17 protein-coding genes, 1 tRNA gene and 5 pseudogenes are annotated in these 23,992 nt (G+C 56.8%); 9 read left to right on the top strand and 14 right to left on the bottom strand.

What is annotated here, in order from left to right:
- Positions 1-37: 37 nt before the first annotated feature.
- Positions 38-202 (bottom strand): annotated as a pseudogene (locus tag HSR122_RS10515) (IS4 family transposase); the annotation flags it as partial.
- Here HSR122_RS10515 and HSR122_RS10510 point away from each other — a divergent pair.
- A pseudogene (locus HSR122_RS10510) lies at positions 201-647 on the top strand (DDE-type integrase/transposase/recombinase); the annotation flags it as partial. The pseudogenes HSR122_RS10515 and HSR122_RS10510 overlap by 2 nt on opposite strands.
- Positions 648-1,888: 1,241 nt before the next feature.
- Here HSR122_RS10510 and HSR122_RS10505 read toward each other — a convergent pair.
- Together HSR122_RS10505 and HSR122_RS10500 are read right to left on the bottom strand one after the other, a co-directional pair.
- Positions 1,889-2,203: a lamin tail domain-containing protein gene (locus tag HSR122_RS10505; protein ID WP_267491236.1), complete on the bottom strand. Its 315-nt coding sequence runs from the start codon at positions 2,201-2,203 to the stop codon at positions 1,889-1,891.
- Positions 2,204-2,218: 15 nt separating this feature from the next.
- Complete coding sequence (locus HSR122_RS10500) at positions 2,219-4,498, bottom strand: thermonuclease family protein (RefSeq protein WP_229109723.1); 2,280 nt, start codon at positions 4,496-4,498, stop codon at positions 2,219-2,221.
- Between HSR122_RS10500 and HSR122_RS10495 the strand changes: the two are divergent.
- A pseudogene (locus tag HSR122_RS10495) lies at positions 4,480-4,581 on the top strand (IS6 family transposase); the annotation flags it as partial. The gene HSR122_RS10500 and the pseudogene HSR122_RS10495 overlap by 19 nt on opposite strands.
- 100 nt (positions 4,582-4,681) lie before the next feature.
- Here the strand turns inward: HSR122_RS10495 and HSR122_RS10490 are convergent.
- The 3 genes and pseudogenes from HSR122_RS10490 to HSR122_RS10480 all read right to left on the bottom strand — a co-directional run bounded on the left by HSR122_RS10490 (position 4,682) and on the right by HSR122_RS10480 (position 8,148).
- Entirely contained in the window at positions 4,682-5,488 is an 807-nt protein-coding gene (locus tag HSR122_RS10490) for a phosphatase PAP2 family protein (protein ID WP_229109721.1), read from the bottom strand.
- 535 nt (positions 5,489-6,023) lie between these two features.
- A pseudogene (locus HSR122_RS10485) lies at positions 6,024-6,398 on the bottom strand (IS5/IS1182 family transposase); the annotation flags it as partial.
- A gap of 34 nt (positions 6,399-6,432) precedes the next feature.
- Positions 6,433-8,148: a S9 family peptidase gene (locus HSR122_RS10480; RefSeq protein WP_229109716.1), complete on the bottom strand. Its 1,716-nt coding sequence runs from the start codon at positions 8,146-8,148 to the stop codon at positions 6,433-6,435.
- Between the two features lie 98 nt (positions 8,149-8,246).
- Here HSR122_RS10480 and HSR122_RS10475 point away from each other — a divergent pair.
- Positions 8,247-8,402, top strand: a pseudogene (locus HSR122_RS10475) (IS5/IS1182 family transposase); the annotation flags it as partial.
- A 130-nt stretch (positions 8,403-8,532) separates the two neighbouring features.
- Here HSR122_RS10475 and HSR122_RS10470 read toward each other — a convergent pair.
- Genes HSR122_RS10470 through HSR122_RS10460 form a run of 3 tightly spaced genes read right to left on the bottom strand, consistent with a single transcriptional unit; the run spans position 8,533 to position 12,229 of the window.
- Complete coding sequence (locus HSR122_RS10470) at positions 8,533-9,255, bottom strand: hypothetical protein (protein WP_229109712.1); 723 nt, start codon at positions 9,253-9,255, stop codon at positions 8,533-8,535.
- A 38-nt stretch (positions 9,256-9,293) separates the two neighbouring features.
- Entirely contained in the window at positions 9,294-11,087 is a 1,794-nt protein-coding gene (locus tag HSR122_RS10465) for a transposase (protein WP_229109711.1), read from the bottom strand.
- Positions 11,084-12,229 carry a tyrosine-type recombinase/integrase gene (locus tag HSR122_RS10460; protein ID WP_229109708.1) on the bottom strand — a complete coding sequence of 382 codons (1,146 nt, stop codon included), beginning with the start codon at positions 12,227-12,229 and terminating at the stop codon, positions 11,084-11,086. The genes HSR122_RS10465 and HSR122_RS10460 overlap by 4 nt, the downstream gene beginning before the upstream one ends.
- Positions 12,230-12,399: 170 nt before the next feature.
- Here HSR122_RS10460 and HSR122_RS10455 point away from each other — a divergent pair, with 170 nt between their 5' ends.
- Positions 12,400-13,599, top strand: coding sequence for a hypothetical protein (locus HSR122_RS10455; protein WP_229109706.1), 1,200 nt, complete (start codon positions 12,400-12,402; stop codon positions 13,597-13,599).
- Positions 13,600-13,733: 134 nt separating this feature from the next.
- Here HSR122_RS10455 and HSR122_RS10450 read toward each other — a convergent pair whose 3' ends face one another.
- From HSR122_RS10450 to HSR122_RS10430, 5 genes are all read right to left on the bottom strand, one after another.
- Positions 13,734-14,312, bottom strand: a complete 579-nt coding sequence (locus HSR122_RS10450; protein WP_229109705.1) for a type IV pilin — start codon at positions 14,310-14,312, stop codon at positions 13,734-13,736.
- Between the two features lie 193 nt (positions 14,313-14,505).
- Positions 14,506-15,609 carry a tyrosine-type recombinase/integrase gene (locus HSR122_RS10445; protein ID WP_229109704.1) on the bottom strand — a complete coding sequence of 368 codons (1,104 nt, stop codon included), beginning with the start codon at positions 15,607-15,609 and terminating at the stop codon, positions 14,506-14,508.
- A 186-nt stretch (positions 15,610-15,795) separates the two neighbouring features.
- Positions 15,796-15,870 (bottom strand) — tRNA-Glu (locus HSR122_RS10440).
- Between the two features lie 72 nt (positions 15,871-15,942).
- Positions 15,943-17,217, bottom strand: a complete 1,275-nt coding sequence (locus HSR122_RS10435; RefSeq protein ID WP_229109703.1) for a helix-turn-helix transcriptional regulator — start codon at positions 17,215-17,217, stop codon at positions 15,943-15,945.
- Positions 17,218-17,282: 65 nt separating this feature from the next.
- A complete protein-coding gene (locus tag HSR122_RS10430; RefSeq protein WP_229109702.1) occupies positions 17,283-20,378 on the bottom strand; it encodes an FAD-binding and (Fe-S)-binding domain-containing protein in 3,096 nt (1,031 codons plus the stop codon).
- A gap of 200 nt (positions 20,379-20,578) precedes the next feature.
- Here HSR122_RS10430 and HSR122_RS10425 point away from each other — a divergent pair, with 200 nt between their 5' ends.
- From HSR122_RS10425 to HSR122_RS10405, 5 genes are read left to right on the top strand one after another with little or no spacing between them, the layout of a single operon-like run.
- Positions 20,579-21,154 (top strand): DUF7287 family protein, encoded by a 576-nt coding sequence (locus HSR122_RS10425; protein WP_229109700.1) that lies wholly within the window; start codon positions 20,579-20,581, stop codon positions 21,152-21,154.
- On the top strand, positions 21,148-21,729 hold the full coding sequence (locus HSR122_RS10420) for a DUF7288 family protein (RefSeq protein ID WP_229109698.1): 582 nt from the start codon (positions 21,148-21,150) through the stop codon (positions 21,727-21,729). The genes HSR122_RS10425 and HSR122_RS10420 overlap by 7 nt, the downstream gene beginning before the upstream one ends.
- Entirely contained in the window at positions 21,717-22,664 is a 948-nt protein-coding gene (locus HSR122_RS10415) for a DUF7261 family protein (RefSeq protein ID WP_229109696.1), read from the top strand. The genes HSR122_RS10420 and HSR122_RS10415 overlap by 13 nt, the downstream gene beginning before the upstream one ends.
- On the top strand, positions 22,657-23,145 hold the full coding sequence (locus HSR122_RS10410) for a DUF7266 family protein (protein ID WP_229109694.1): 489 nt from the start codon (positions 22,657-22,659) through the stop codon (positions 23,143-23,145). The genes HSR122_RS10415 and HSR122_RS10410 overlap by 8 nt, the downstream gene beginning before the upstream one ends.
- Complete coding sequence (locus tag HSR122_RS10405) at positions 23,146-23,946, top strand: DUF7289 family protein (RefSeq protein ID WP_229109693.1); 801 nt, start codon at positions 23,146-23,148, stop codon at positions 23,944-23,946. It abuts the gene before it with no gap.
- The last annotated feature ends 46 nt before the right edge of the window (positions 23,947-23,992 follow it).

Raw genomic sequence — 23,992 nt, 5'->3', positions numbered from 1 at the left:
AGATGTTGCTATTGTTTGCAGTCGCATTCGTCTTTAGTTAGACCCCACACCTCGGTTGCGTAGCGGTAGCGAGCGTCTCTTGGAATATCGTTCGTTGCTGGTGGATCTTCTGAGCATCCTCGATCAGTCGCTCCAGCAACGGCGGTGGCGAGTAGCCGAGATACTCTCCAAGTTCGTGGAGGATGAGCTGGGCGTGCGACCGACCGTCGCGGGTCGCGGTCGACGAGAAACAAATCGAGGTAGACGGCGAGAAAAAGTGGCTCTATGCCGCCATCGACACGGACTCAAAACTCCTGCTAGAGGTGGACGTGTACAGCCGCCGAGGGACCGATCCCGCGGCGGCGTCTCTCCATCGCCTCACTGAGAAACACGATGTCGATGAGACGGAGTTTCTCGTCGATGCTGGCGGCTATTTGACTGCCCTTGCTCGCCAGGAATTGAGCGGTCAACTCAACTACAGCGAGCGGAACCATATCGAGAAATGGTTCCAGACCGTCACGATGCGGATCGACCGCTTTCACTCGTTTTGGCGGGGCAGTCAATCAAGCGCGAGACGCTGGTTGCGACAGTTCAGACACTACTACAACCGACATCGACCGAACCAGGCATTAGATGGCCGCACGCCCGCCGAGGAGGTGCTGAACTAGACAGTGCCGCTCAGAAGTATTTGTTCAGTGTTGGTTGAGTATTGTCTCTATGGCTAACAATGGTTTCAAAATATTCTTATCTTTTCGTATCTAACTTTACAGTAGTACTAATCGGGCTGAAGTCGCGGTTAGTACGGGCCGCCAGTCAACCGCCCCCTCAAGACGGGACCGGCGAAACGAGCGTGCTAGCCTGCCACCATCCACGGTGGCAGGCTTCTCCGCACCCGTATCGGGTTCGAGTGGAGGTCACCGCCAATTAAATGGGCGTGACGCGACCACCCAGATTGGGCGTTCCCCCACTCACGGGTTGTGGAGTAGCGAGCGGGGAACGGAATGGTTCCCCGCTCGTGAACCGTCGCGGTGCAACCAGCCCCGCTCACGCACGGGGGCGCAGGCCGAAACCATCACCGTGGTGGAAGCCCCGCCCTCAAAGACCGAGGTCGCTTCAGCGACCGAGGGAGTAGGGCGGGGTAGTTGACGCGCTCCACGCCGTCAGGTTCGATTCGGTGACGTTGGTCGATAGAGCGAGCCACTCCACTAAGATGGGTGATCCGCTCGTGTAGGACCCACCGAAACGCGAGAGGGGTGAAGGCACGCCCCGGAGGGGCAATGTAACCTGAGGGGTGGTGGGGGTGAGGTGGGGAAACAGGACACGCCGGAGCGTGCTCGCCTCTGACAGCCGGCAAAGAGTGCCGGCACCTAACATTACGATTGACCCACCAAGAACCTTTCCGGTGATTCGTCCTGAGTGTCTGTATCGGCAACGGCGAAAGACCAGCGATAGGCGCGCAAGTATATACAACAGATTGCTGGCCGTGTCGACACGCATCGAGCAGGCCATCAGCCGCATCTCCAGGCGCACCTGTCGTACGGACCGACCCGGAGGCTCGTACGCGCTGTTCAGGAGCGTACGATATTCATCGATGTCGAGGAAGACTCGCTACGAATCGTTGTCAAGTGGGATTGTCTTCATCGTGGCGGATTATCTGATAGTCACGTAAAAAGGTAAATTAGCACCCCACCTCCTTCCAGGGGTTGGCACACAAGACGACAACCCTGACAACAAAGACCTCGTCAAAGAGAGTGAGATAGACGAGTGGTACAACCACATTGAGCCAACGAGAGAGTAACATGGCGATAGAGACACTCAACAACAGTGGCGTGGTAGTGATGGAATCAAAGGCTGGAGGGGTATACGAGCCCGACTTCCTGGAGTGACTCCGGTGTAGGGTTCGTTGGCGTCAGTAGCTCTGCTCGATTACCGTCGTGCCGTCGGCGTCGAACACGAACACGGTATCGCCACCGTTGTTCCAGACCCCGCTTCCGGTTTTGCCCCAGTACAGTTCCGTCTCGGTGTCTGTTCCCTCTCCGGAGAACAGTGTGACCGTCTCGCCGGGCTGGAGGGTAAATCTGTCGGGGAAGTCATACGAGTTGAATCCGTCGGTGTCGTCTTCGACGGTGTAACCGCTCAGATCGAGCGATCCGCTGCCAGCGTTCTCGAAGATGACGTTCTCCTGTGGGGCTTCGAGCTCGGCGCCCTGCGCGTCCGCATTGATCTCGCTAACTGTGAGCTATCCGGTGTCGGAATCCGGCGTAAATGCGGTGAATAGCTCCGGGAAACTGTCGAAGTTCGTCGTCGTCGGGAGCACCTCGTCACCGTCCAGGTTGTTCGATGCGTCGGTAACCGCGTTCGTGGTGAAGCCGACGCTCGTCCCGATCTCGCTGAGTAGCCCCTCGAAGTTCCCGAGCGCGTCGGTGTCGGCGGCCGTACCGAGCAGGACGACGGCCCCGCCCGCGTCGGCGAACTCCGCGACGGCTGCCCGTTCGTCGGCGGTGAGTGCCGTTGTCGGCGTCGATAGCACGAGTGCCCGCGCGGCCGGCTCCCCGCTGCCGTCGAGCAGGTCCGGACCCGGGTCGCTGGTCAGATCGACGACGCCTTCGAGTCCGATGGAATCCACCTCGTCTGTCGACTGGCCTTCGAGATACCGCATGTAGTAGGCGGTGTCCTCGGCGGAAACCGCGTAGTCGACCGCGAACTGGCCGTGGCCGCCGTCGACAATGACCGGACCGGTCGCGTCCCCGAGCTCCTTGATAACGTTCGTCAGGAACGCATAGACGCCGTAATCGTCGAGCCCGGGACCGCCCTCGGCGGACTCGAAACCCTCCTCGATGAGCGGGCCGCCCAGAACAGCGACACCGGCATCGGCGTCCAGCGCGACCAGCGGCTCCCCGCCTTCCGAGCGGACCGGCACGTCCGGCCCTGTGACTGCCACCGGCTCCGGGAAGAACAGCTCTTCGACCGGGTCGTCACCGATTTCCGGGGTGGCCGCGGGGTCGGAAATAGCCCAGATGCCGTCACCGCTCGCCCGCGCGGTGTGTTCCAGCTCCCAGTACCGGTCGTGGCGGCCGAGCCCGGAGTCGTAGACGCGGGCCCAGCCGTCCTCGATGACGTTCGCGTTGTAGACGCTCCCGTCGGGTAGTTCGAGAAAGCCCAGCAGTCGGCCGAAGTTGCCCCGCAGGCCTTCGCCCTCGTCAAAGCTCAGCGTCACCGTCTCGCCGTCGAGTTCGTCGACCGCGTAGTCGGTCGCCCCGTCGGCTTTGTCCTTGAGCGCCGGGCCGTCGTCGATACCCTCGTACTCTTCGAGTCGCTCGCCGGTCGAGCCGGTTTCGGGCGTGTCGATCCCAACGATCCGGACCGTGTCGACGGTTCCGTCCGGGAACGCGACATCCGCCGTGTCACCGTCCGTGACATCGACGACCTCGACCTCGTAGCTCTCGGTGACGTTCAGTTCGAGGCCGAGGCCATCACGGTTCCGAAAAAAACCGGGGAACGCTCCCAGATTGAAGTTCTCGGTCGTTGGAACGAACGGAGCGCCGGTGTTGTTCTCCTCGTCGAGGATCTGGTCGTCGTTGAACCGGAAACCCGCCCCAAGTGCCGCGGCGATTTCGTTGTGGTTCGCCGTCGCGTCGAAGTCGTTGAAGTCCGACTGATCGTGCAGAAAGACGACCCCGCCGCCATCGACAAACGTCGACAGCGCGTCGAGTTCGCTATCAGTGAAGGCGTTCGACGGCGAGGTGATTGTGACCGCGTCGGCGTCTGCCAGGTCGGCTTCCAGGTCCGTCGTCGCCTCGTAGCTGTATCCGTTGTTTCCGACGTAATCCGCAAACGCCTGGAAGTCGTCGCCGCCGTTTGACGAGAGCGTGTAGAACTGCCCGTGGCCCTCGTCGTGGAGCACTGTCCCGCCGTCGACGAGTTCGTCGTAGACGTTCAGCAGGAACTCCTCGTTGCCGAAGTTCGCGAAGTCGGTGTCGGTCGTCACGAACGGGCCGGTGATACCCACGACGGTCCCGTCGACGGCGACGACAGGGATGTCGGTGTCATCGGGGTACGACACCGCGTCGCCGTTGCCGTCCTCGTCCGCATTCGTCGCCGTCGACTCCGCCCAGGCGGCGATCAGCGAGTCGTCAGTGAGTGGCTGTTCATTGGCGTCGAGCAGGCTCGCCACCGAGTCGAGCAAGAGCGGGGAGACCGTCTCCTCGGGCGGCTCGGGGTCGCTACCCGGAGATCCCCCGGGCGCGCCCGGGTCCTCGTCGGCCGCCTCGACGGTCAGCGTCGGCGAGTAGTCCCCGCTTTCGAGGCCACTCGTATCGATGAACAGGCCGACCGAGATCGACTCGCCCGCGCCCACTTCGACCGCGGAAGCGTCGGACAGCGGGGTGGCTGAATCCCCGGTATAGAGATACAGCTCGTCGTCGCCGAAGGCCGCGCTGGCGACGCTCGTCCAGACGTACTTCGGGTCCGTGCCCTGGTTTCCGATCCGAACGATGCCCTCGAAGGTGTACGCCGTCAAATACGTTCAGCAACGTCAAGCCGACGACAGCAGAATCTTGGCTCGAAGCATTCGCCGTCTGGTGGAACCGATGCCAAAGTTAACACGATGCTTTGTCACACTGATATCTCGGCGTATTTCAGGATGAGCACGGAGTTCAATAGCCACCGGTGTCAGCACACCATCGTGTCGAATGGCATTCCATCACGAGGCAGTCTCTTTCGGAGCGGACAGCGCTCGTTCTGCACTCCAGACGGCGACAAATGCCAGAGCGACGCCGGCAACGACGTCGGTAAGCCAGTGGATTCCCAGGACCATCGTTGAGAGCACAACTGCCCCAGCGACGACAGTTGCGATCACAGCCCAGGCAGGGTACGTCCGCTGAGTCCGCAAGGCAAACAGCAGAACGGTCACCGAAAGTGACGTATGCAGTGACGGAAAGACGTTTGAACTGACCGAGACAGCGCCGGTCAAGTGTCGCGTCTGCGGGAACAGATCGAACAGCAGACCGTCGACGTGTTCGCTCACGTATTTCCGGGGTCCGTAGGCGATAAACAGTGTGTAAAATACGATTCCACCGATGTAGTTGATAATATACGCCACGATCAGCTGTTTCAGTGTCTCCATTGACGAGGAGAAAAAGTACAGCACGACCGGCGTTGCAACCAGATATGCGAATCCTAAGAGGTAAACGCCGGAGAAAACGGGAATCAAGACTGATGGCGTCAACTGCTGAATGTGTGCGACTGCTTCTCCCTCGATGCTGTATATCGCGGCCGTGATGTTCAGGCCGATCGCCTTCGATAATCGGAGGCTGGCGTCGCCAGTAAGCTGTTTTAGCAAGAATATCGCCCCGGCCAGGCCGAGATACGGTCCTAGTTCGATGATCTGCCCCCATATTGAGTGGGTTGTCCGCCGGACGCCCTCGCGATCAAGACACACGATACCAGTAAGCGTAAGGGCAACAGCAACGGCGGCTCCAACAGTGGCTGTGACAGTCAGAAATGGCATTGCCAGTCTGGCTGTTCACATTGGGCTTACACGTATCCGTCGATGTCCCACTCGGTCGGCACGAAATGGAGGATGTTGAACTCTCTAGTCCAGAACGGTCCTATAAGACCACGAACACCACCGAATTACAGCAACTCGTGGAACAACTCGGCGTGGACATCGACAAACTTGAAGATATGAAGACGGACGATAGCGGCGCTGGCGGCGGCTCCGGAGTGGATGGCTCCAATTCGTTGGATTGTGGGCCTCACGTAACGCGGTGTCATTCTACGAGGCCCAAGGGTACGAACGTGTGATGGAGCATAATCACGAGTATCAGGACGGTATCGAACTCACGCTTGTCGAGATGGAAAAACAGCTGATACCATAGATTTGCTATACAATCTTACCAGACAATGCAGACGACCTACTCGGAATAAACAAGTCCGTAGTGGTGCATCCAACCTCTGTATGTTGCACCGCGTTCTGGAATTATATCTACTCCAACATTTCACTATCCGGTAGCACCGCGGAGAATCGTCTGTGAATGTTTCTATGACACGCTACGCGTACGGTAGTACGCTGAGGCGTGGCCACGATCGAAGAACGTGCTGTCGAGAGCGACGTGACCAGACTGCGGGTGTTGCTGCGCTGAAACGCGTAGCAACGCCCGCCAGACCCACATTTTGAACCGATCAAACGATTTGTTGAGCGTGGTAAAATCAGGGACATCTCCCTCCTCTATATCAAGTACCTCCAGCAGTGCGGTCATGTACTCCAGCCGATTTTCGGTTTCACGGAAGCTATAGCCCTCTTCACGCCGGAAACAGTGGATGACAACGTGCTTCCAGCAGGCGAACCCGCCGCTGGCGGGCTCGCCCGCGTGCTTCCCCAACGCTTGTTTAGCCAGGTGCCGACACTTTTCCACGATAGTGTTGAAAGTCCGCCGACGAGATTTGGACGCTTTAGCTCTCAAATGCTGTCTCGAAAAGTGAGACAGTACGATTGAGGTATTCCGCCGTGTTCTCCGTTTTCACTACGCCGTGGCCCTCGTCTTCAAAGAGAAGGTACTCGTGTGGAATGTCACGCTCCTCAAGTGAGGATATGAGTTGTTCGGCCTCACTCTGGGGAACGCGCGGATCGTTGGCGCCTTGGACGACAAGCAACGGCACATTGATGTCGTCGACGTGAGCGATTGGCGACCGCTCTTCGTACAGTTCCGGTACTTCCTCTGGCGTCCCCCCTGCTAGTCTCTCCATTACCTCTCCCAGATAGCCGCGAGCGTTCTCGACCGCGGTTTCCAGATTAACGAGCCCACAGATACTGGCACCCGCATCGAACGCGTCTGTGGTCGAGGCTCCCATAAGCGTCAAATAGCCACCCCATGAGGCTCCGATCGCGCCGACCTGCGAGCGGCCACGCTCACGCAGATATGCTGCCCCTGCGGCGACATCATCTACATCGACAGCCCCAATATTACCGATGTTTGAGGTTCGGAATTCTCGGCCATACCCGACGCTCCCACGATAGTCAGGAGCGAGTACCTCGAACCCACTCTGGACGAGCGTCTGGGTGGTGGGATCGAGACGGTTGTAGTGTTGGGCTGGCGGCCCGCCGTGAATGTTGACAATCCCACCGACCGGCTCCTCGTCGGGCGTGTAGAGACGGGCAGAAATTTCCTGCCCGTCGCCTGATTTGTAGGTCATTTCTTCGGGGGCAGTCGTCGGGAAGTCAACCTCCGACTCGACAACAACTGTTTCGCCATCTTTCTTGAGGTCGCCCGCCTCAGTTGGACTGTAGTTAGCGTAGTAGACGCCGTTTTTAGTCGGGTCGCGATACACGTGTGCGCCGACCGACTCGATGGTTTCAACCTCACCATCGTCAAGACGCCGGATTTCTCGATTCCCATTACGTGGTTCGACGAAGACGATGTCGCCGTCAGGTGTCCAGCGAGGGTCATACTTGTCCCATTCAGTCACGTGGTGGAGGTCGTAGTCACCCGATGGATCAGCGACGGCAAGTTCCCGGTAGCCGGTCTCGTGGTTCGTCGTGAAGACGATGCCGTTGTCCGACCACGCGCCACGTCCTTGATGGCGGCTAGTCATCGATAGGGATTGCTCCGAGTCCGGCTCGTCGACCAGTACCTCGTCAGTCTCTGTGTCAAGATCAATGAGCCGGAGGGCGTCCCCATCACCAGCGCCGGACTGGTAGACGAGTGCATCACCGTCGGGCGACCACGCGTACCCCCAGACTGGGTCGTCATTCTCGGAGCGTTTCGTCACCTCACCCGTTTCGAGGCCAAGGGTGTACAAATCAAGCGAACGGTCGCGGGTGGAGACGAAAGCCAACTGAGCAGGATCAGTCGGATTCTGTTGGGGATTTTGGTTCTGGAACTGATCGTCGAGGATTGGTGTCACGGTACCGGCTTCTGGATCGACTTCGACGAGGTCGTAGGCCTCGTTACCGTCGACATCCCGGTGAGCGACGACCGATTCGCGGCCTTCAAGCCGTTCTGGGTACGTAATGTCGCCGTCAGTTTCTGTGAGTTGCTCGTCTAGTGTACACAACTCGTATTCGCCGTCTCGGTAGGCTGTGAAAACGATTGTCCCGTCTGGCAGAACAGTCGAACCTTGGATGCCATGTGCGTCGGAAATCTGCTCGACGTACTCTTCTATCTGCATTGTGATTTCCAATTTCCAAGTAACAAAAGGAAAGGCATTGTACTTGTTGTTCAGTGTGAAATTTGCTGGAGATTCTGTACCGTACCGAATAGCAGTATTACGCCTTCGTTTCCCTACACTGTCTGCGGATTTACCTTGATACGTCCTATCGAATGACGATTGACTTGCTCAAAGAGATGCCACAAATAACTGGGGGGATTGGCCTCAGCGCGGCCGATCTCCTCTCCACGTTGTGTAAAGCGTTCGACCGGATCGTTACTCGGTAGGACGGACTTGCTGCTGGACACATCAATTTCGTCCTACCACTCACTTGTGAAGACTTCTGCACCACCGCCATCACGCTATGAGAACAGTTCTGCACCACCGCCAGTATTCACTGTAATATTATATGACAAATGTATCACTGCTGCTTTTAGTCCGCTGATAATAATTCACATAACCAATGTTTCCGAGTTCATAGCGGAATTTGATGGACTCTTCAGTCACAAAGAACTGTAGCATTTTGTTATCTGGTATTCTCTTAACAGTATCGTATAATAAATTAACATCAAATAAATAAGTACGTTCTGTGTTTTTGATGTGGACTGTGCTTGCCTCAGTGGAACCCCATCGTAGTTCATCAAAGGATGATTCTGAAATAAACTCAACGGCTTGGTCGCTAATTTTCACCTGTAGGTTCTCACTCGGGGCCATTTTAACATACTGGTATAATTTCTTTGCTGGGATACTACCCTCTGCAATCGGCTGACTAATCGGCAGGTACTGTTGCCTGAAGTCCAGCGGCTCAGAACCAGGTATCTTCTCGATCTTGTATTGGAGATCTCCACTGTTAACAATTAGGTGACTTTGCAGAGATTCTGTATCAATGTGAACCTCCGTGTCATTGACTACCGGTTTTAGATCAGTTGTTGCAGGGACTTCTGTGAAAAATTCTGATGTCCGCTCATCTGAGACGGCACAACTCTCACCATCTAATCGGACGATTGTAAGTCTGATCTGATATTTGAATTCGTCAAAACCGATTATTCGTATATTTTCCCCGACAATCCACCGTATTTCAGGAGCTGGCTTATCTTCTCTGGTTGTTTTAGAGTGGTAAACCTGCATCGGTTCGATTAACTGACAATATGGTGTTACAGCTAGCTTCATACGAACTTATCGATATCTGACTGGATCTGGTGACGACTTGCGAACGTTGATTGTACAATTGACTTGAGCACATCATAATAACGAGGTTGGAGTGGCAACCCGTATATTGGAGAAGTTGACTGGTTAATAATCCTCCAAATATTATAAAAGACACTCGCTATCGTGAACATAAATTGGTTTATCGGCGCTTGTTCTTGATTTACTTTCGGAGAGAAATCATGCTTTATCTCCCGAATATACGTTTCAACACCCCATCTATTGAAAAACTTTTTAACTAGTAAAGAGGGATTCGTATCTTCAATTGGCATATCACTCAAAAGAATCATATTTTCGCCCTCTTCTAAAAAGGGATACTTGGGTTTCTGGAACTCTTTTGAGAATACGTTTATATTATGGTTCCCGATCGATACTTGTGCTTTACCGTTTTTTTCCAGCGATCGAGATACGCCCGGAGTGATCACTTTATTATGCTCTCTGACTCGGATTATCCATTTCTTATCTGCTGCAGATCGAAGTAAACTAATCATATTTGCGCTGTCAAACTCTCTATCTGCAAAAATCCATCCGATATCGCAGAAATCTTTTATTCTTGACAGCAATTGTCGAAAGGCATTATGATACTGGGATTTATCGGTGACAAATTTCACACCTAATGAGAAGGAAGACATTGGCGTAACCGAAACTGCCATTGGATAAGTAAACCCTCCTTCCGCATCGTCAGCAATTGTGGGATTTTTGATCGCTCCTGGAGTGTCTTCCACGTTATCGGTAACTGGTACCCAAGTCGGATCAAGGGCGATATCAATAGGTTGCTGATACAATCCTAAATTGTTGGCAAATTTGAATAATATCTGATGCAATGTCTTATCGAGACTTTCAATACTAGACTTAGCAAGCATAATATTATTTCTATAAAAATTATTAGATATTATTTGTTTTACTCTACTCATTGTGATGAGATCGGATTCATAATGCCATTTCGAAAGTTGGCGTGCTTTCGTTGGATTCTCGTGGAGTGCCAGTTGGGCCAAGGAACCAATAATTTCACGCGGGCTATACTTATTTCCGGTTCCACGTTTAAATGAGATGCCACCTAATCGGCGAAGTAATAGATCAGTATAGTTCACCATACCTTGACAGTAAAGTGCATCTGGGAGTTGTGAGCTATGCGGAATCGGTTGATTCTCAGTGTACATTTCTGATTCCCAATTGAGTATATATCCGTTTCTGAACAGGAAATGTTGTAGTCTTGATATGGCGTCTTGGACGGACTGCCGATCCATCCTCCATTCTTGAGCTGCCCTAGAGTAGGTACTCTCACTTTTGATCGGATCAATACAGAGCCCGAGTGACTTAGCAGTCTCTAAGTGACTGTCTAAGTATTCTAATAGATCTCTTCGGGATTGCATCCCACGAGCTTCCTTAAAGATTAGTGCTTTCACTCTCGCAGCAAGGGTGGGATCATCAGGGAGGACGACTCCTTCTTCAGCGAGACAGTCCGGCATTGCACGTAGTATTGTGGTATCCACGAGATCAGGATCAAGATCATTGATTGCGTTCGCGGCGGCAAATTGTGACTCGATATATTTGAGGTTGCCAAGACTCTCAGCATTCTCTACAGGGTAGTTAATACCAATCTTACTACCATTGGCTCTCTGTATTTGATGGATATCTATCAGATTTTGAACGTTGTATAGCAGATCAATCGATTGAGTTTGATCACGATCTACTGGCAACCGAGATACGAAGGGATCGTGTTTGTCTGCCTCAACACCAGTAGTAATGGTCATAGCGAGAGAGTCCCCCCCTGGATACCCTCGACGACATCTCTCTTTGCCTCCGGAGTGGGATGCGCATATTTTTTGGCTGATTCTAAGCTGGCTTGCCGCAAAATTTCCGCGACGATCCCCAAATCGCGCTCCCGATCGTAAACATACATCCCGGTGCTGTGCCGGATACTGTGCCACGTCAGAGTACGTCCAGTCTCCTCAATCCCACCGTCCTCCATCAGGTTACTAAGGAGGGTGTTGAGATTATTCGAGTCGTAACGGTTTCCCTTCCGATTGAGCCACAGGGCGTCGGTGTCATCGTACCGCGGTTTATTCGACCGCTCGACAAGCCACCGCTTCAGTATACGACAAGACCGGGTTGATAACTCGATTGTCCACTTCCGGTCGTTTTTGACAGCGATTTCCGCTGGGATGATGATTCGGTCGTTTTCCAGGTCGAGATGCACTTTCTCCAATCGCTCTATTAACTTTGCTCGCGTCCCAGCATCCAACGCAGTCGAGATGATCGACGCAAACTTCCAGGTACGCTGCAATTCTTCCCAGTCTTTCGGTGACACCTCGTCTTTCGGCTTCCCTAAGTACTGGGCGATATGAGCATTCCATCGGTCTCGCTCTTCCGGTGATACGTTCGCGTACGATGGCGGGGATTTGTAGTCCAAGGCCGTGTTCAACAACAATTCGCGCTCTTGACGCGTGAACGGGTCCGAATCGAATGAGGGTTCATCACTTCCGAACGTGATCGGGGGGTTCCAGTCAGTGCCTTTGTATCTGAAGTACGCCTCAAGCGAGTTCGCGAATTTTCGCTTCCCCCCCTCGCTGTACTCATCTCCTGCGTTCGTCGTGATGTCAGCTTTATCGAGATTCTCGATGTAGTGGTCAGCGAGTTCGGGAGTGAGTTCTAAAATTATTCGCTCGTTCTTCCAGTAGTATTGATAAACCTGATGCACGCGACGAGCAGTTGGTCGGATATTCGATTCTTCATAGCCGATGAATCGATCTGGGTTCTTGCCTTTCTCTCGCAAAAACGACAGGAAAGATTCCCAGAAGTCCTGGTAGAGAATCTTTTGCTGAAAATTCAGTGCGGACAGGCTCTCCTCTCCCAGATATTCGACGTCGCAGTCTGTGTCTCGATCAGCGCTCATCGGGCTTGGCTTGGGTGGCTACCCGTCATGTTCAAATCGCCAAAACCGGTTTATGCTTCTTTTATATAGGGGGGTCCCCAGTTACGGCAACGGATTTTTAATTTCGTTTATATAGTGGGGTTTTCTACCAAAACCAGTATTTACCAGCACTTATAACAGGGGTAACGAGAATGACGTTCGAAGATCCCTGGAATGTGGACGGTGGATACAGTCCTCCCGACTATGTTTTGCATGGCGGGCAGCGTGCGTTCATCGCAACCGGAGATTCACCCTATGATGACACAAGTTCGCCGACAGAGTCTATTCGACAGAAGGCCGAGAAACTGCCCACCCGAATTCAAGATGTGATTGACGATATTGCGCTCCTTGCCTATGGAAACTATCTTCAAGCAACAAAGTGGGAAAATATTAGGAATATTAAAGGGCGCGCTACAGGAACTCATCAGCCCAGTGACTTCTTCTTCACACGCCCAGAGAGCGTCAATTCTGACGTACAATTTGGTTTCGAAATTGGGAGTGTGATGAACGTCCTCTATCAGACTGCGAAAGGTGATCCGGACTGGACGGATTTCCTCTGGGGCGTCATTCTTGGCTTTGTTGGGGGAAAACCCGGTAAAGAAGATATGGAGGCGGAGGCCCTTGAGAGTCTTATCGATACAATTCAAGATCGAAGTACCGCACGATATCATCTTTCGCAGCGTGAACAATCAGGGGTTGACTTCCTTCTTCGACAGCATGAGCAAAGGCGAGATGTGGTTAGAACCGAGCTAGAAGACCATAGTATAACGCCTACTGATACGCTAGTCTCAAAGATTCGGGGCCGTCTCCAAGAACGCGGTCATCCCGTAACAAAAGAAACTGTTCAAGAGTTTATTAAGGCTGAGATTGAGTACTCGCGTCTCAAACTCGTAGATGATATCTATCAAAATGTGATTGCTGACGCAGAGTCAATCGACGAAAAGGGCTTCTCCACCTCTAAGGTAGAGGCTATGGAGATGCTCAAACCAGTCTGGGAATTGGATTCGCCAAAGTCTCAAAGAGTTGCAGAAAAAGCTGGGTATTCTTCTAGTGCGTCGGGGTTAGCAACCGGCGTTCTCGATCGGTTATCACAGACAGAGGGGAAAGAACTCTGGACGACGTACCCAATTGTCGAAGGTGACCAAGGCGGGTGGAAGATGACGACGTATGGTACTGTTGTCGGGGAGTTGCTGTTCGAATCCGATGCCTTCCAGACAGAGACCCCTCTCCACGAACGCGAGTCACCTCTCGAATGGGTCTATGAATACGGTTTAGATCCTAACCAGGTAGACGAAGACAGACGTATGCTAATCGAAAAGCTCCGCCAGGAAATTAATCCCGACGATTCCTAATGATGCCCCAATACAGCTCCAAAGACGGCTAAAATCATAGGGATTAGCGGAGCAATCCATAGTTTTGTAGCAAACCTACTCAGAATCTGTCAGAAACGGTGTGCAAGATGGAGTGCGCGAATGTCGCACTACTACTACGGATTGAACGTGTATTCTGTGAGGATTGAGTTCGACTCCGTATGAATGACGAGTACTTCAAGTTCGTCAGCTCTTGGGTTCGAGGGGTCAAGGTCCGGTGGATCACGGAAGTCGGCTTCTTGTACTGCTATTCGAAATTGAATTGTGTCTCCCGCAGTCCATACATTCGAGTCATCGACAACGATTATCCGTGAGGTCCCATCAGGTCCTTGATCAATCAGGTCGTCTTCCCCCAAAATATTCTCATCGGCCAATGTATAAGAAAAATATCCATCACCGGGAAGATCAATCAGACGTACCTCAATATTGTCTGTATTAGGCCGGGATACTCGAACGATGATTTCTATTTCTTCTACATCCACTTTGTCGCCTGCGATATGGGTAATCCGAACGTTTTGTTCGTCACTGTTACCCCCAGCTTCAAATTCGCCGGTTGTTTCCGCGATATTCGGCGCAGGGTCGTCAAGATCCTCACTGAAATCAAGAACAATCACAGACAGAACTGCTGCTAATATAACCACAACTGCTACCATGAGTGTTACCGAAATAACCGGTGAAACACTGCGATTCTCCATTCTTTCTAATGTATTTTAGAGCCCAGATACATATACCCCGCTGATGAACTTACGCTCTATATCTTGCACGCCGATTTCAACACATCTGTAATCCGCTACGTTGGAAAGTCTGAAGACTTACATCAACTCCTATCAGTACTGACTGACTCAACCACTGCCAGAGTACGTCAAGAAATTGTAGACTAGGGCTTGATCACCCCATTCGGTCAAGGGCATCTCGCCGGTCTTCAATTGGCGTTTGATCGTATTTCATCGTTGTCTCAGCTGATTTGTGTCTGAGCTGTGTCTGTGCGGCTGCCAGGTCTTCTTCACGTGTCATGTACGTCCCTACCGAATGTCGCATTGCATACCAGCTCATCTGACGATTTTGCGTTTCGATCCCTGCGATCTCACACAACCGGTGTAGAATATACCGGAGTGATTGAGACTCGTACGGATTCCCCTCCCGCGTAAGCCAAATTGACTCTGAATCTGTGTACTGAGTGTACTGTTCTCGTTCATCGAGCCACCGATCAAGGAACTTCGCTGTTCGTTCTCGGAGGCTAACTATCCACGCATCGTTGGATTTAGCACTGTCTTCCTTCGGGATCCGTAACACACGATTGTCAATGTCAACCCAACTAAGTGTCGATCGTTTTACTTCAACTGGCCGTAGCCCCGCATCCATACTAGCCCAGACCAGAGAAGGTATCTTCCAACTGTTTGCTCGATCCCAATCGTTCGGTGTGACCTCGGACTTTGGTTTCTCAAACCGTTGGGCTAAATACTGTTTCCACCGGTCCCGTTCAGCAGGCGTGACGTTCGAATACTCGGGAATACTCCCGTATTCGAGTGCCGCATTTCGAATTTGAGTGCGTTCATCACGAGTGAGATAATCCTGGGGGTTCGTACTATTGGCACCCGTGAACGTTATCTCCGGGTCCCAAAGACCGCCACCACGTTCGTGTTTCCACCACTTGAAGAGCATCTTAACTGCCTTTTGGCAGTTTGTCTGGTGTGTGCTACTGTAATCTTCTTGGGCAAGATGACGCATCCACGCGTCGGCGTAATCATGAGAGAGCTGTGCAGTGTATCCGCCTTCTTGTTCCCAGATCCACCGGTAGAACTGGTCCATCCGGTAGGCTCGTGGTTTGACTGTCCCCAGAGCGTATCCATCTGCAGTTTCAGGATCCTTGCCGAATGCGAGGAGCCACGACAAGCAGTCTTCGCGCTCCGACCGATAATCCAATAACTGCTTTTGATTGAGGTACTCTCTCGCTGGTTCGGTCACAACTGTGATGCTCTTTGGGAGACTCATCGCTACCCCTCCATACTTATCACAGTTCCTAGATGTGTGATTCGTTCGAACCGATATGGTCTAGCAATACGACCAATCGCAAGACTGCGGCTGGTTCCGGATTTCGTTCCAATCGAGTTGCCCTGTGACATTGGTCAAATTCTGTATCGGTCACAGGCTAAATCGCCGGAAGGAAGAGGGGAAGGATGCTCCGGCAGGGATTTGAACCCTGGTCATTGCCGTGAGAGGGCAATATGATTGGCCGGACTACACCACCAGAGCGCATTCGACCATACCGGGGAGATACGTAAAACCGTTCCGTTTCGGATCGCCGTATGCCGATCGTTCGCAGACCTACTGGTCGTCTTCGAACGGCGATCCGGCGGCGTCCGGCTCGTGGCCGGGGAGGCTCACGATATTCTCGCGGCCGACTCGTATCTTTGTGATTTCGTCTTCGTCTTCCATGTCTGAGAGCAGCATACTCACCTTCGATTTCGACCAGCCCGTCGCCTCGACGATTTCGGACTGGCGCATCCGGCCACCGTGATCCTCGAGTAGCGACTTCACCCGGTTGTCGTCCGACAGAATCTCGTCGGACTCGATCGGTTCGGTCTCAGTTGCCTGACCTGCTTGCGGCTGCTCTGACCCTGTCGTTTCGGACGACGGCACGGAGTTGTGCCGAACGAGATACCAGACGCCGCCGGCTCCACCCGTGACGATCAGGACGACGACACCGATCGGAAGCCACGGCAAGAGCCCTCTCTCCTCGTCGGCTCCACTGGGTGTCTGCGTCCCGTCGCTGGGCGAGTCCGTCCCGCCATCGGATGTGTCAGTGCCGCCTGGCGTCTCGGTGGCGGTCAGGTCCGCGGACGCTACGGCGAGCCTGATCAGCGGCCGATACGGGCTGAACTCATGTTCGCCGGTCCAGGCGACCGTCTGACTGGCAGTGGCGTTCGGGCCGGACGTACTGTCCGGCTCCGGATCGACCTCGACGAACTGCAGGTCGTCCGACGTTTCGACCACGAGCCGCCGATCCGGACCCAGCGAAAGCCCGTTCGTAAAGAGATCTCCGATCCGGAGCTGGCGGCCCGACTGCTGGGTGAAGTTCGACCACATGAACGACATCTCGACGACGCCCTGTGTCCCAAGCGTGAACCCGCTCTCGCCGGTTTCGGCGACATACGCACGCCGGCTGAAGTGCGACGCGTTCATCGGCCTGCCTGTCGTCTCCGCGCCGGTCGCGGTCAACTGAGCGGCCGTTCGGCGAAACTGCGTGTACAGTTCCGTCTCTCTGGAATTGAAATCGGCAGCATACGCTTCGTATGCGTCGATTTCGGAGTCGTTCTCCAGCGGTCTGGTGTGACGGTCCGTCCACCGGACGCTCCCGTTTGCGTAGACAGTCAGTCTGTGCGTCGTGCTGGTGAATTGGCCCGGCGAGGCGAGCAGCCCCGTCTCGACGCCGTTCTGTGATTGCGCGCCGGCCTGCTCGACGGCTGCGGCGGGTCGCTGATCGATCGCGGCAGCGGAAGACCGCTGATCGGCCGCAGCACCTGTCGGTAGACCGACAGCGGCGACCGTCCCGACGACGAGGACGAACACGACTGCGAGCACGCTCGACCAGCGGACCATCTACCAGCCTAGTCCCCTGCACGACAGTTAAGTACTGTGTTGTGGGGTGGACCGGGACGACGCCGTCAGGGGGTTTCCGCGAGCGCGTCGGCCAGACGCTCGATCGGGTGTGGCGGTTCGGCGTCCTCGTAGTCTTTGAGTTGTCCCCGGCAGGACGCGCCGGGCGCGACGACGGACTCGCCGTCGCTGCGATCGATCTGGTCGAACAGCATCGACCCGATCGCCTTGCTCATCGAATAGTGTTCGGCCTCGTAGCCGAACGAACCCGCCATCCCACAGCAGGTCGAGTCCAGTGCGTCGACCTCGTACCCGGCCCGCTGGAGGACGTTCGCCGTGTGATGGTCTTTCTTGGTCGATTTCTGGTGGCAGTGGCCGTGATACGTGAGCGTCTCTTCAGGCGCGTCGAAGTCGATGTGCTCGTCGAGTCGATAGACGTCGAGATACTCAGAGACGCCATAGGTGTGATCCGCCACGCGTTCGACATCGTGACCGGAGAGCAGATCCAGATAGTCGAGCTGGAACATCACGGCCTCGGAGGGCTCGACGACGACGATCTCCCACCCCTCCTCGATCTTCGGGGCGAAGTACTCGACGTTGTGCTCGGCGTGCTCGCGGGCCTTGTCGAGAAATCCCTTCGAGTGTGCCGCCCGACCGCTGTCGACGACATCGGTCGGAACCTCGACGTGGACGCCCGCGGCTTCGAGCACTTCGACGGCGGCCATCCCTGCCATCGGGCGGTTGTAGTTGGTGTAGGTGTCAGGGAACAGCAGCACCTTCCGGTCGGCCTCGTCCTCGCTGACGGCCGGCTGGTGGTCGGCGAAGCGATCGACGAAGGTGTTCCGGTAGAACGGCGGGAACTCCCGCTCGCTGGCGATCCCGAACAGCTTCTCCTGGAGATAGCCGGTCCCCGGAACCTTCTGGGCCCAGTTCGACAGCGGCGCGAGCGCGCTGGCCAGCGGATACATCGTATCGACGTTAGCGAAGATCCGATCGCGCAGCCCCGGCCCGTGCTCCTCGTGGTGGGCGTGTTTGACCTCGGCTTTCAGCTTGGCCATGTCCACCTCGCTCGGGCAGTCCTTCGCACAGCCCTTGCAGCCGACACACAGGTCCAGTACCTCGTCGACGAACTCCTCGTCGCGCGGATCGTCGGGGAGGTCGCCACTCATCGCCTGCCGGAGCATGTTCGCTCGGCCCCGCGTCGACTGGATCTCCTCGTTGGCCGCGCGGTAGGTCGGACACATCACGCCGCCGGTCGTCTCCTGTGGGCCGCGACAGCCGCCACAGCCGTGACAGAGCTCGACCATCCCCTGCATGCCGTTGTCGTTGTCCCAGTTGAGCGTCGGCTCGAAGGGGATGTCCAGCTCGTACTCGGGATCGAACCGGAGCTGTTCGGTCATCGACGCGACGCGGGCGCGTTCGCGCGTGCCTTCGGGAAGTTGCTCGTCCGGTGCGTACCCACAGACTTGACTGGGGTTGAGCAACCACTCGGGGTCGAATGCCGTCTTGAGCTCGCGCAACAGCTCCCAGACCGGCTGGCCGTACAGTTTCCGGTTCCACTCGCTGCGGGCGCGTCCGTCGCCGTGCTCGCCGGAGACGCTCCCGCCGTAGTTGACCGCCAGATCGGTCGCCCCCTCGGAGATCGATCGCATCTGCGCGATTCCCGTCTGTGTCTTGGTGTTGACCAGGGGCCGGACGTGCAGACAGCCCGGACCTGCGTGGGCGTAAAAGCTCGCGTACGTGTCGTTTTCGGCGAGCAGTTCCCGGAAGTCGGCGACGAACTCCGGCAGGTTCTCCGGCGGGACGGCCATGTCCTCGATGAACGAGATGTGTTTCTCGTCGGTCGTTCGACCGAGCAGGGTCGGCTGGCCGGACTTGCGGAGCTTCCAGAACCGACTCCGGCGCTCGTCGTCGTGGGCCTCGCTCGCGTCGAAGGCGATCGGGTCGGCGTCGGTGATGTCGGCGGCCCCCTCGTCGGGCTCGACCATCGTGTCGACGTTCGGAACGCGATCGGCGAGCAGGTTTGCGACCTTGCGCTCGCCCGCCTCGTCGCTGTCGGCGTAAAACTCCACCAGTAACGTCGCCTGTGCCCCCTCGGGCAGGATCTCCTCGACGAGGTCGCCGAACTCCTCGGTGTCGGCCGCCAGATCCAGCAGGACGTCGTCGAGCACTTCCACGGCAGAAGGATCGTGTTCGAGGATGATCGAGACGTCCTCCATCGCGTCGATCAGGTCCTTGTAGAACAGCAGCGCCACGGACTTGGTTTCGGGCACCGTCTCCAGGCCGAGCGTCGCCTCGGTGATCGTCGCCAGGGTCCCCTCGCTGCCGGCGAGCAACCGCGCGAGGTTGACCGTCCCCTCCTCGCGGGCCTGCTCGACCATCCGGTCGAGGTCGTACCCCGAGACGTTGCGCTTCAGGTCCGGGAACGCCTCCAGGATCCGGTCGCCCTCCTCCTCGATCAGGCGCTTGACCGTCGCACAGACCTGCGCCTCGATGTCGCCATCGGGATCGGCCCGCTCGTCGAGTTCCTCGAGCGTCACCTCGCCCAGCTCAGTGACGGTCCCATCGGCCAGCACGACCTCCGCGCTCTCGACGTAGGCGGCTGTCATGCCGTACTTCAGCGAGTGCGAGCCCGAGGAGTTGTTCCCGATCGCCCCGCCGACGGCGCTCTTGTCACGCCAGGCCGGATCGGGTCCGAACTTCAGTCCCGCATCTGCGAGGTGTTCGTTCAGGTCTTCGAGATAGAGCCCCGACTGCACCCGGGCGGTCTCGGCGTCGGTATCGACCGAGACGATGTCGGTCATGTACCGCGAGAAATCGAGGACGACCGCCTCGTTGACGGTCTGTCCCGCGAGGCTCGTCCCGCCACCCCGGGGTAGAACGGGGATGTCCCGCTGGGCGCAGTACTCCGTGACGGCGGCGACGTCGTCGGTTCCGGTCGGGAAGACGACGCCGATCGGCGTCACCTCGTAGGCGCTGGCGTCGGTCGCATAGAGCTGGCGCGTGTACTCGTCGAACCGAACGTCGCCGGAGACCCGCGAACGCAGATCCGCCACAAGCCCCGGTCGATCCACCTCGCCACCGACGTAGTCGTAGTCGGCCCGGTCGTCGGTCGCGGGATCCGCTGTCGGTACCCGCGGTTCAACCCGGTCGCTGGTTCCCATACCGGGTGGCTATGACCCGACGAGGATTAAACTCACGCTCTCGGTGCGAATCACCGACCGATGTGAACGGAACTATCTGTTTTGAGAATTGGCCACAACAGATAAGCGTCTCCACAGTCCACTGTGCCCCACGTAGTGCGAACTGGCGTTCGACACCGGGGAGATCACCATGAGAGCCACAGCGGGACGACCAAACGACGATGAGGAGTGACAGGACGGCGGGCCGCGACTCTGCCCGCGGACAGACGACGCTCGATTTCACGATCGGCGTCGTGATCTTTCTGACAGCACTCGCGAGCGTGTTCCTGTTCGTCCCCGGGGCGCTGCAACCGTTCGAGGAGGGTGGACAGGAAGACCTCGTGACCGTCAATCGCGTCGCCGATCAACTGGCCGAACAGTCACTCAGTGAGCCGACGACACCGTACGTGCTCTCGGAAAACTGCACCGTCGCGTTTTTCGACGCCGGCGTGACCCCATCGTCGGAGTGTGGCTACAGCGGGACGACACTGTCAGAACGGGTCGGTCTCACCGACAGGCAGTTCGTGAACATCACAGTCCGCGCGAGCGGGGACGCGAGTTCGGAGACCAGTCCGCTGCTCTGCTGGAACGACTCTGCGCCGCCGGGCGAGCGACTGGTCCCCATCGACGACTGCGATGACGACGCGACGAGGCTCTCGGCCGGGAGCACGCCGGTCGAGAGTCAGCCGACAGTGACGGCGAGACGGGTCGTCGAACTGGACGGTCAGGACGTGTTCCTGGTGGTGGTGCTATGGTGAGCAGGGGGCAGGCGCACACCCTCGAAGCCGTCATCGCGGCACTGCTGTTGCTCACCAGCGTCGTGTTCGCGCTCCAGATCACGGCCGTGACTCCGCTGTCGGCGAGCACGTCCAACCAGCACATCGAAAACCAGCAACAGGCGAGCGCCGCCGGAGTCCTCTCGATCGGTCAGGTCAACGGCGCGCTCGAAGAGTCCATCCTGTACTGGAACGCGTCCGGCGAGCGGTTCCACGGCGGGACGATCAACGGCTACTACAGCGAAACGATGCCGACGGCGTTCGGTCGGACGCTGGAAGACTCCTTCGGCGATCGGGGGATCGCCTACAACGTCAACCTGAAATACACCACTGCAGACGGAAGACTTCGGACTGAAGAGCTGATCTATCGAGGCGTACCCAGCGACAACGCCGTCGTGGCGAGTCGATCGGTCGTGCTGACCGACGACGATCGGATTCTGCACGTGAACATGACGAGCGGCGATCGGATCGACGAGACCGGCTTTTACGTTCCGGACGTCGGCGACGGCGGGTACTACAACACGATCCGCGTGGAGGTGGTCGTATGGCGGATCTGAGCCGTCGTTCGGGGTCGGCCGACGGCAGCGCCAGTCGCGGACAGGTAATGCTTATCGCCGGGTTCGTGCTGGCCGTGGCGTTTCTCGCCGTCGCGGTGATGCTGAACGCGGTCATCTACTCGGAGAACCTCGCTACCCGCGACGAGGACGCCCGCGGGGCCGAGGCGATCGCATACCGGGCCGACATGGTCGACGGCGCGGAGCAGCTCATCGAGTACGCCAACGCGAACCGATCGACGTTCGCCAATCGAACCGGGGAATTCAACGAGTCCGCTCGATCGATGTACAACAGCACGGCGCTGCTGCAGTCGACCGACGGGATCGCCACCGACCTCGCCGTTACAGGAGTCACGCGCGGGACGTTCATCGGTCAGTTCAACGCCTCGCGGGACCTCAGAAACGCCAGTGGGGATCCGGACTGGAAACTGGCTGACGACGTCAAGGGAACCAGAGCGTTCCGAATCAACATCACGGATCAAGATGCGCTTGAGGACGGAGCAGGCAACCGTTTCACTGTGCGCGTGACTGACGGCAACACGTGGTCCGCGGAGATCTACGACGACGGCGGCAACACGACGGTCGACGTCGACGGAGCCGGATCGTGTACCGTCGGTTCAACGCCGGAGATCGACCTGACTGCCGGGACGGTCGATGGCAGCCCGTGTGAGGCGCTCGCGTTCGGTGAGGACGTCTCCGCGCCCTACTCGATCGAGTTCGAGAACGCGGACGCGATCGCCGGGAACTACTCGCTGGTCGTGAACTCGACCGAGTACGAGGACGACAACTACGACGGGACGAACTACCACAACGATCGGGATTCACCGTTTGTCGACGACGAGGCGATCTACGCAGCGACGCTCCGTCTGCGCCACGAGTCGCCGGATCACGTCTACGCGACCGACGCGACCGTCGTTCCGGGTGAGAACGATGCGTGAGGACGCTGCCGGCACGGGGCGTGATACTTGCGCTGCGACGCGTGACGATCGTGCCGTCTCGACGACGGTGAACTACGTGCTCGGGCTGTCGATCACGTTCCTGTTGATTACTGGCCTGTTTCTCGCCGGCGGGAACTTCGTGCAGGACCAGCGCGAGACGAGTATCGAAACGGAACTGCAGGTCGTCGCCGAGCAGCTCGCAGCGGACGTCGAGTCGGCGGATCGGCTGGCACGGACGACCGAGAACGGGACCGTTGCCGTCGAGCGGTCGGTCCCCTCACGGGTCAGCGGAACGGGGTACACGATCGCCGTCGAGGGCGGCTCCGATCCCAGGCTCGTGTTGACGTCGAACGACCCAGAAATCGAAGTCATGGCACAGTTTTCGAATCGGACGGCCGTCCAGCCGACGCGGATCACCGGCGGTCCGATACAGGTGACCGAAACCGGCGGGCAACTCGTCCTCGAACGGAGGGAGCAGTAGATGACTCGACGCACTGCAGACCGACGCGCGACAACCGAGCAGGACCGAAACACAGGCGAGCGCGGGATGAGCGAGGTTCTCGGATTCGCACTGGTGTTCGCGCTCGTCGTTTCGACGACCGTCCTCGTTGCCGTGGTCGGGTTCGACGAACTGGAGAACACCCGGGATCAGGAAGAGTTGAACAACGCCGAGCGCGCGTTCGACGTGCTCGCGGACAACATGGCCGACATCCACGCCGACGGTGCGCCGAGCCGCGCGACCGAGATCAATCTCGAATCGGCACAGCTCGAAGTCGGGGACCCGGTCACGTTTAACGTTACCGGCGTCAACCAGACCGGCGCGTCGTTCGTCAACGAGTTCACGTCGGAACCGATCGTCTATGCCAGTGGTGATACCAAAATCGTCTACTCGGGTGGCGCCGTCTTTCGGACGACAGGCGATGGGAGCATACTCATCACCGAGCCACCGTTTCTGATCGGTTCCAGAGACATCGTACTACCGGTTGTCCAGCTTCGCCACCGAGGAGACACCGCAAGCACGAGCGGGACGACTGTTCGGGTCAGGGCCGAGGAGCGAGACCGCCGACCGGTTGGCGAGTTCAGACGGACTCCCTCGTCTTTCGATAAAGTGATCATTAACATCACATCCCCCCGCAGTGACCTGTGGGCGGACTATCTCTCGTCTCGCGACAGTATCACGGATTGTCAACAGACGGGAACCGACAATGTTCGCTGCCGGATCGACGACCCCGACACAGTACACGTCTCTGGAAACCTGATCATCTACGCGTTCGAAACGTGAGGCGTGAAGTCTAGTCTACACATTGGTACAATCGTCGCTGTCGAAT

It is taken from the genome of Halapricum desulfuricans (assembly GCF_017094525.1).
In the GTDB taxonomy this organism is placed as follows: domain Archaea; phylum Halobacteriota; class Halobacteria; order Halobacteriales; family Haloarculaceae; genus Halapricum; species Halapricum desulfuricans.
Note: the sequence above shows the minus strand (reverse complement) of the source record. Positions and strands in the feature narration are given on the sequence as shown.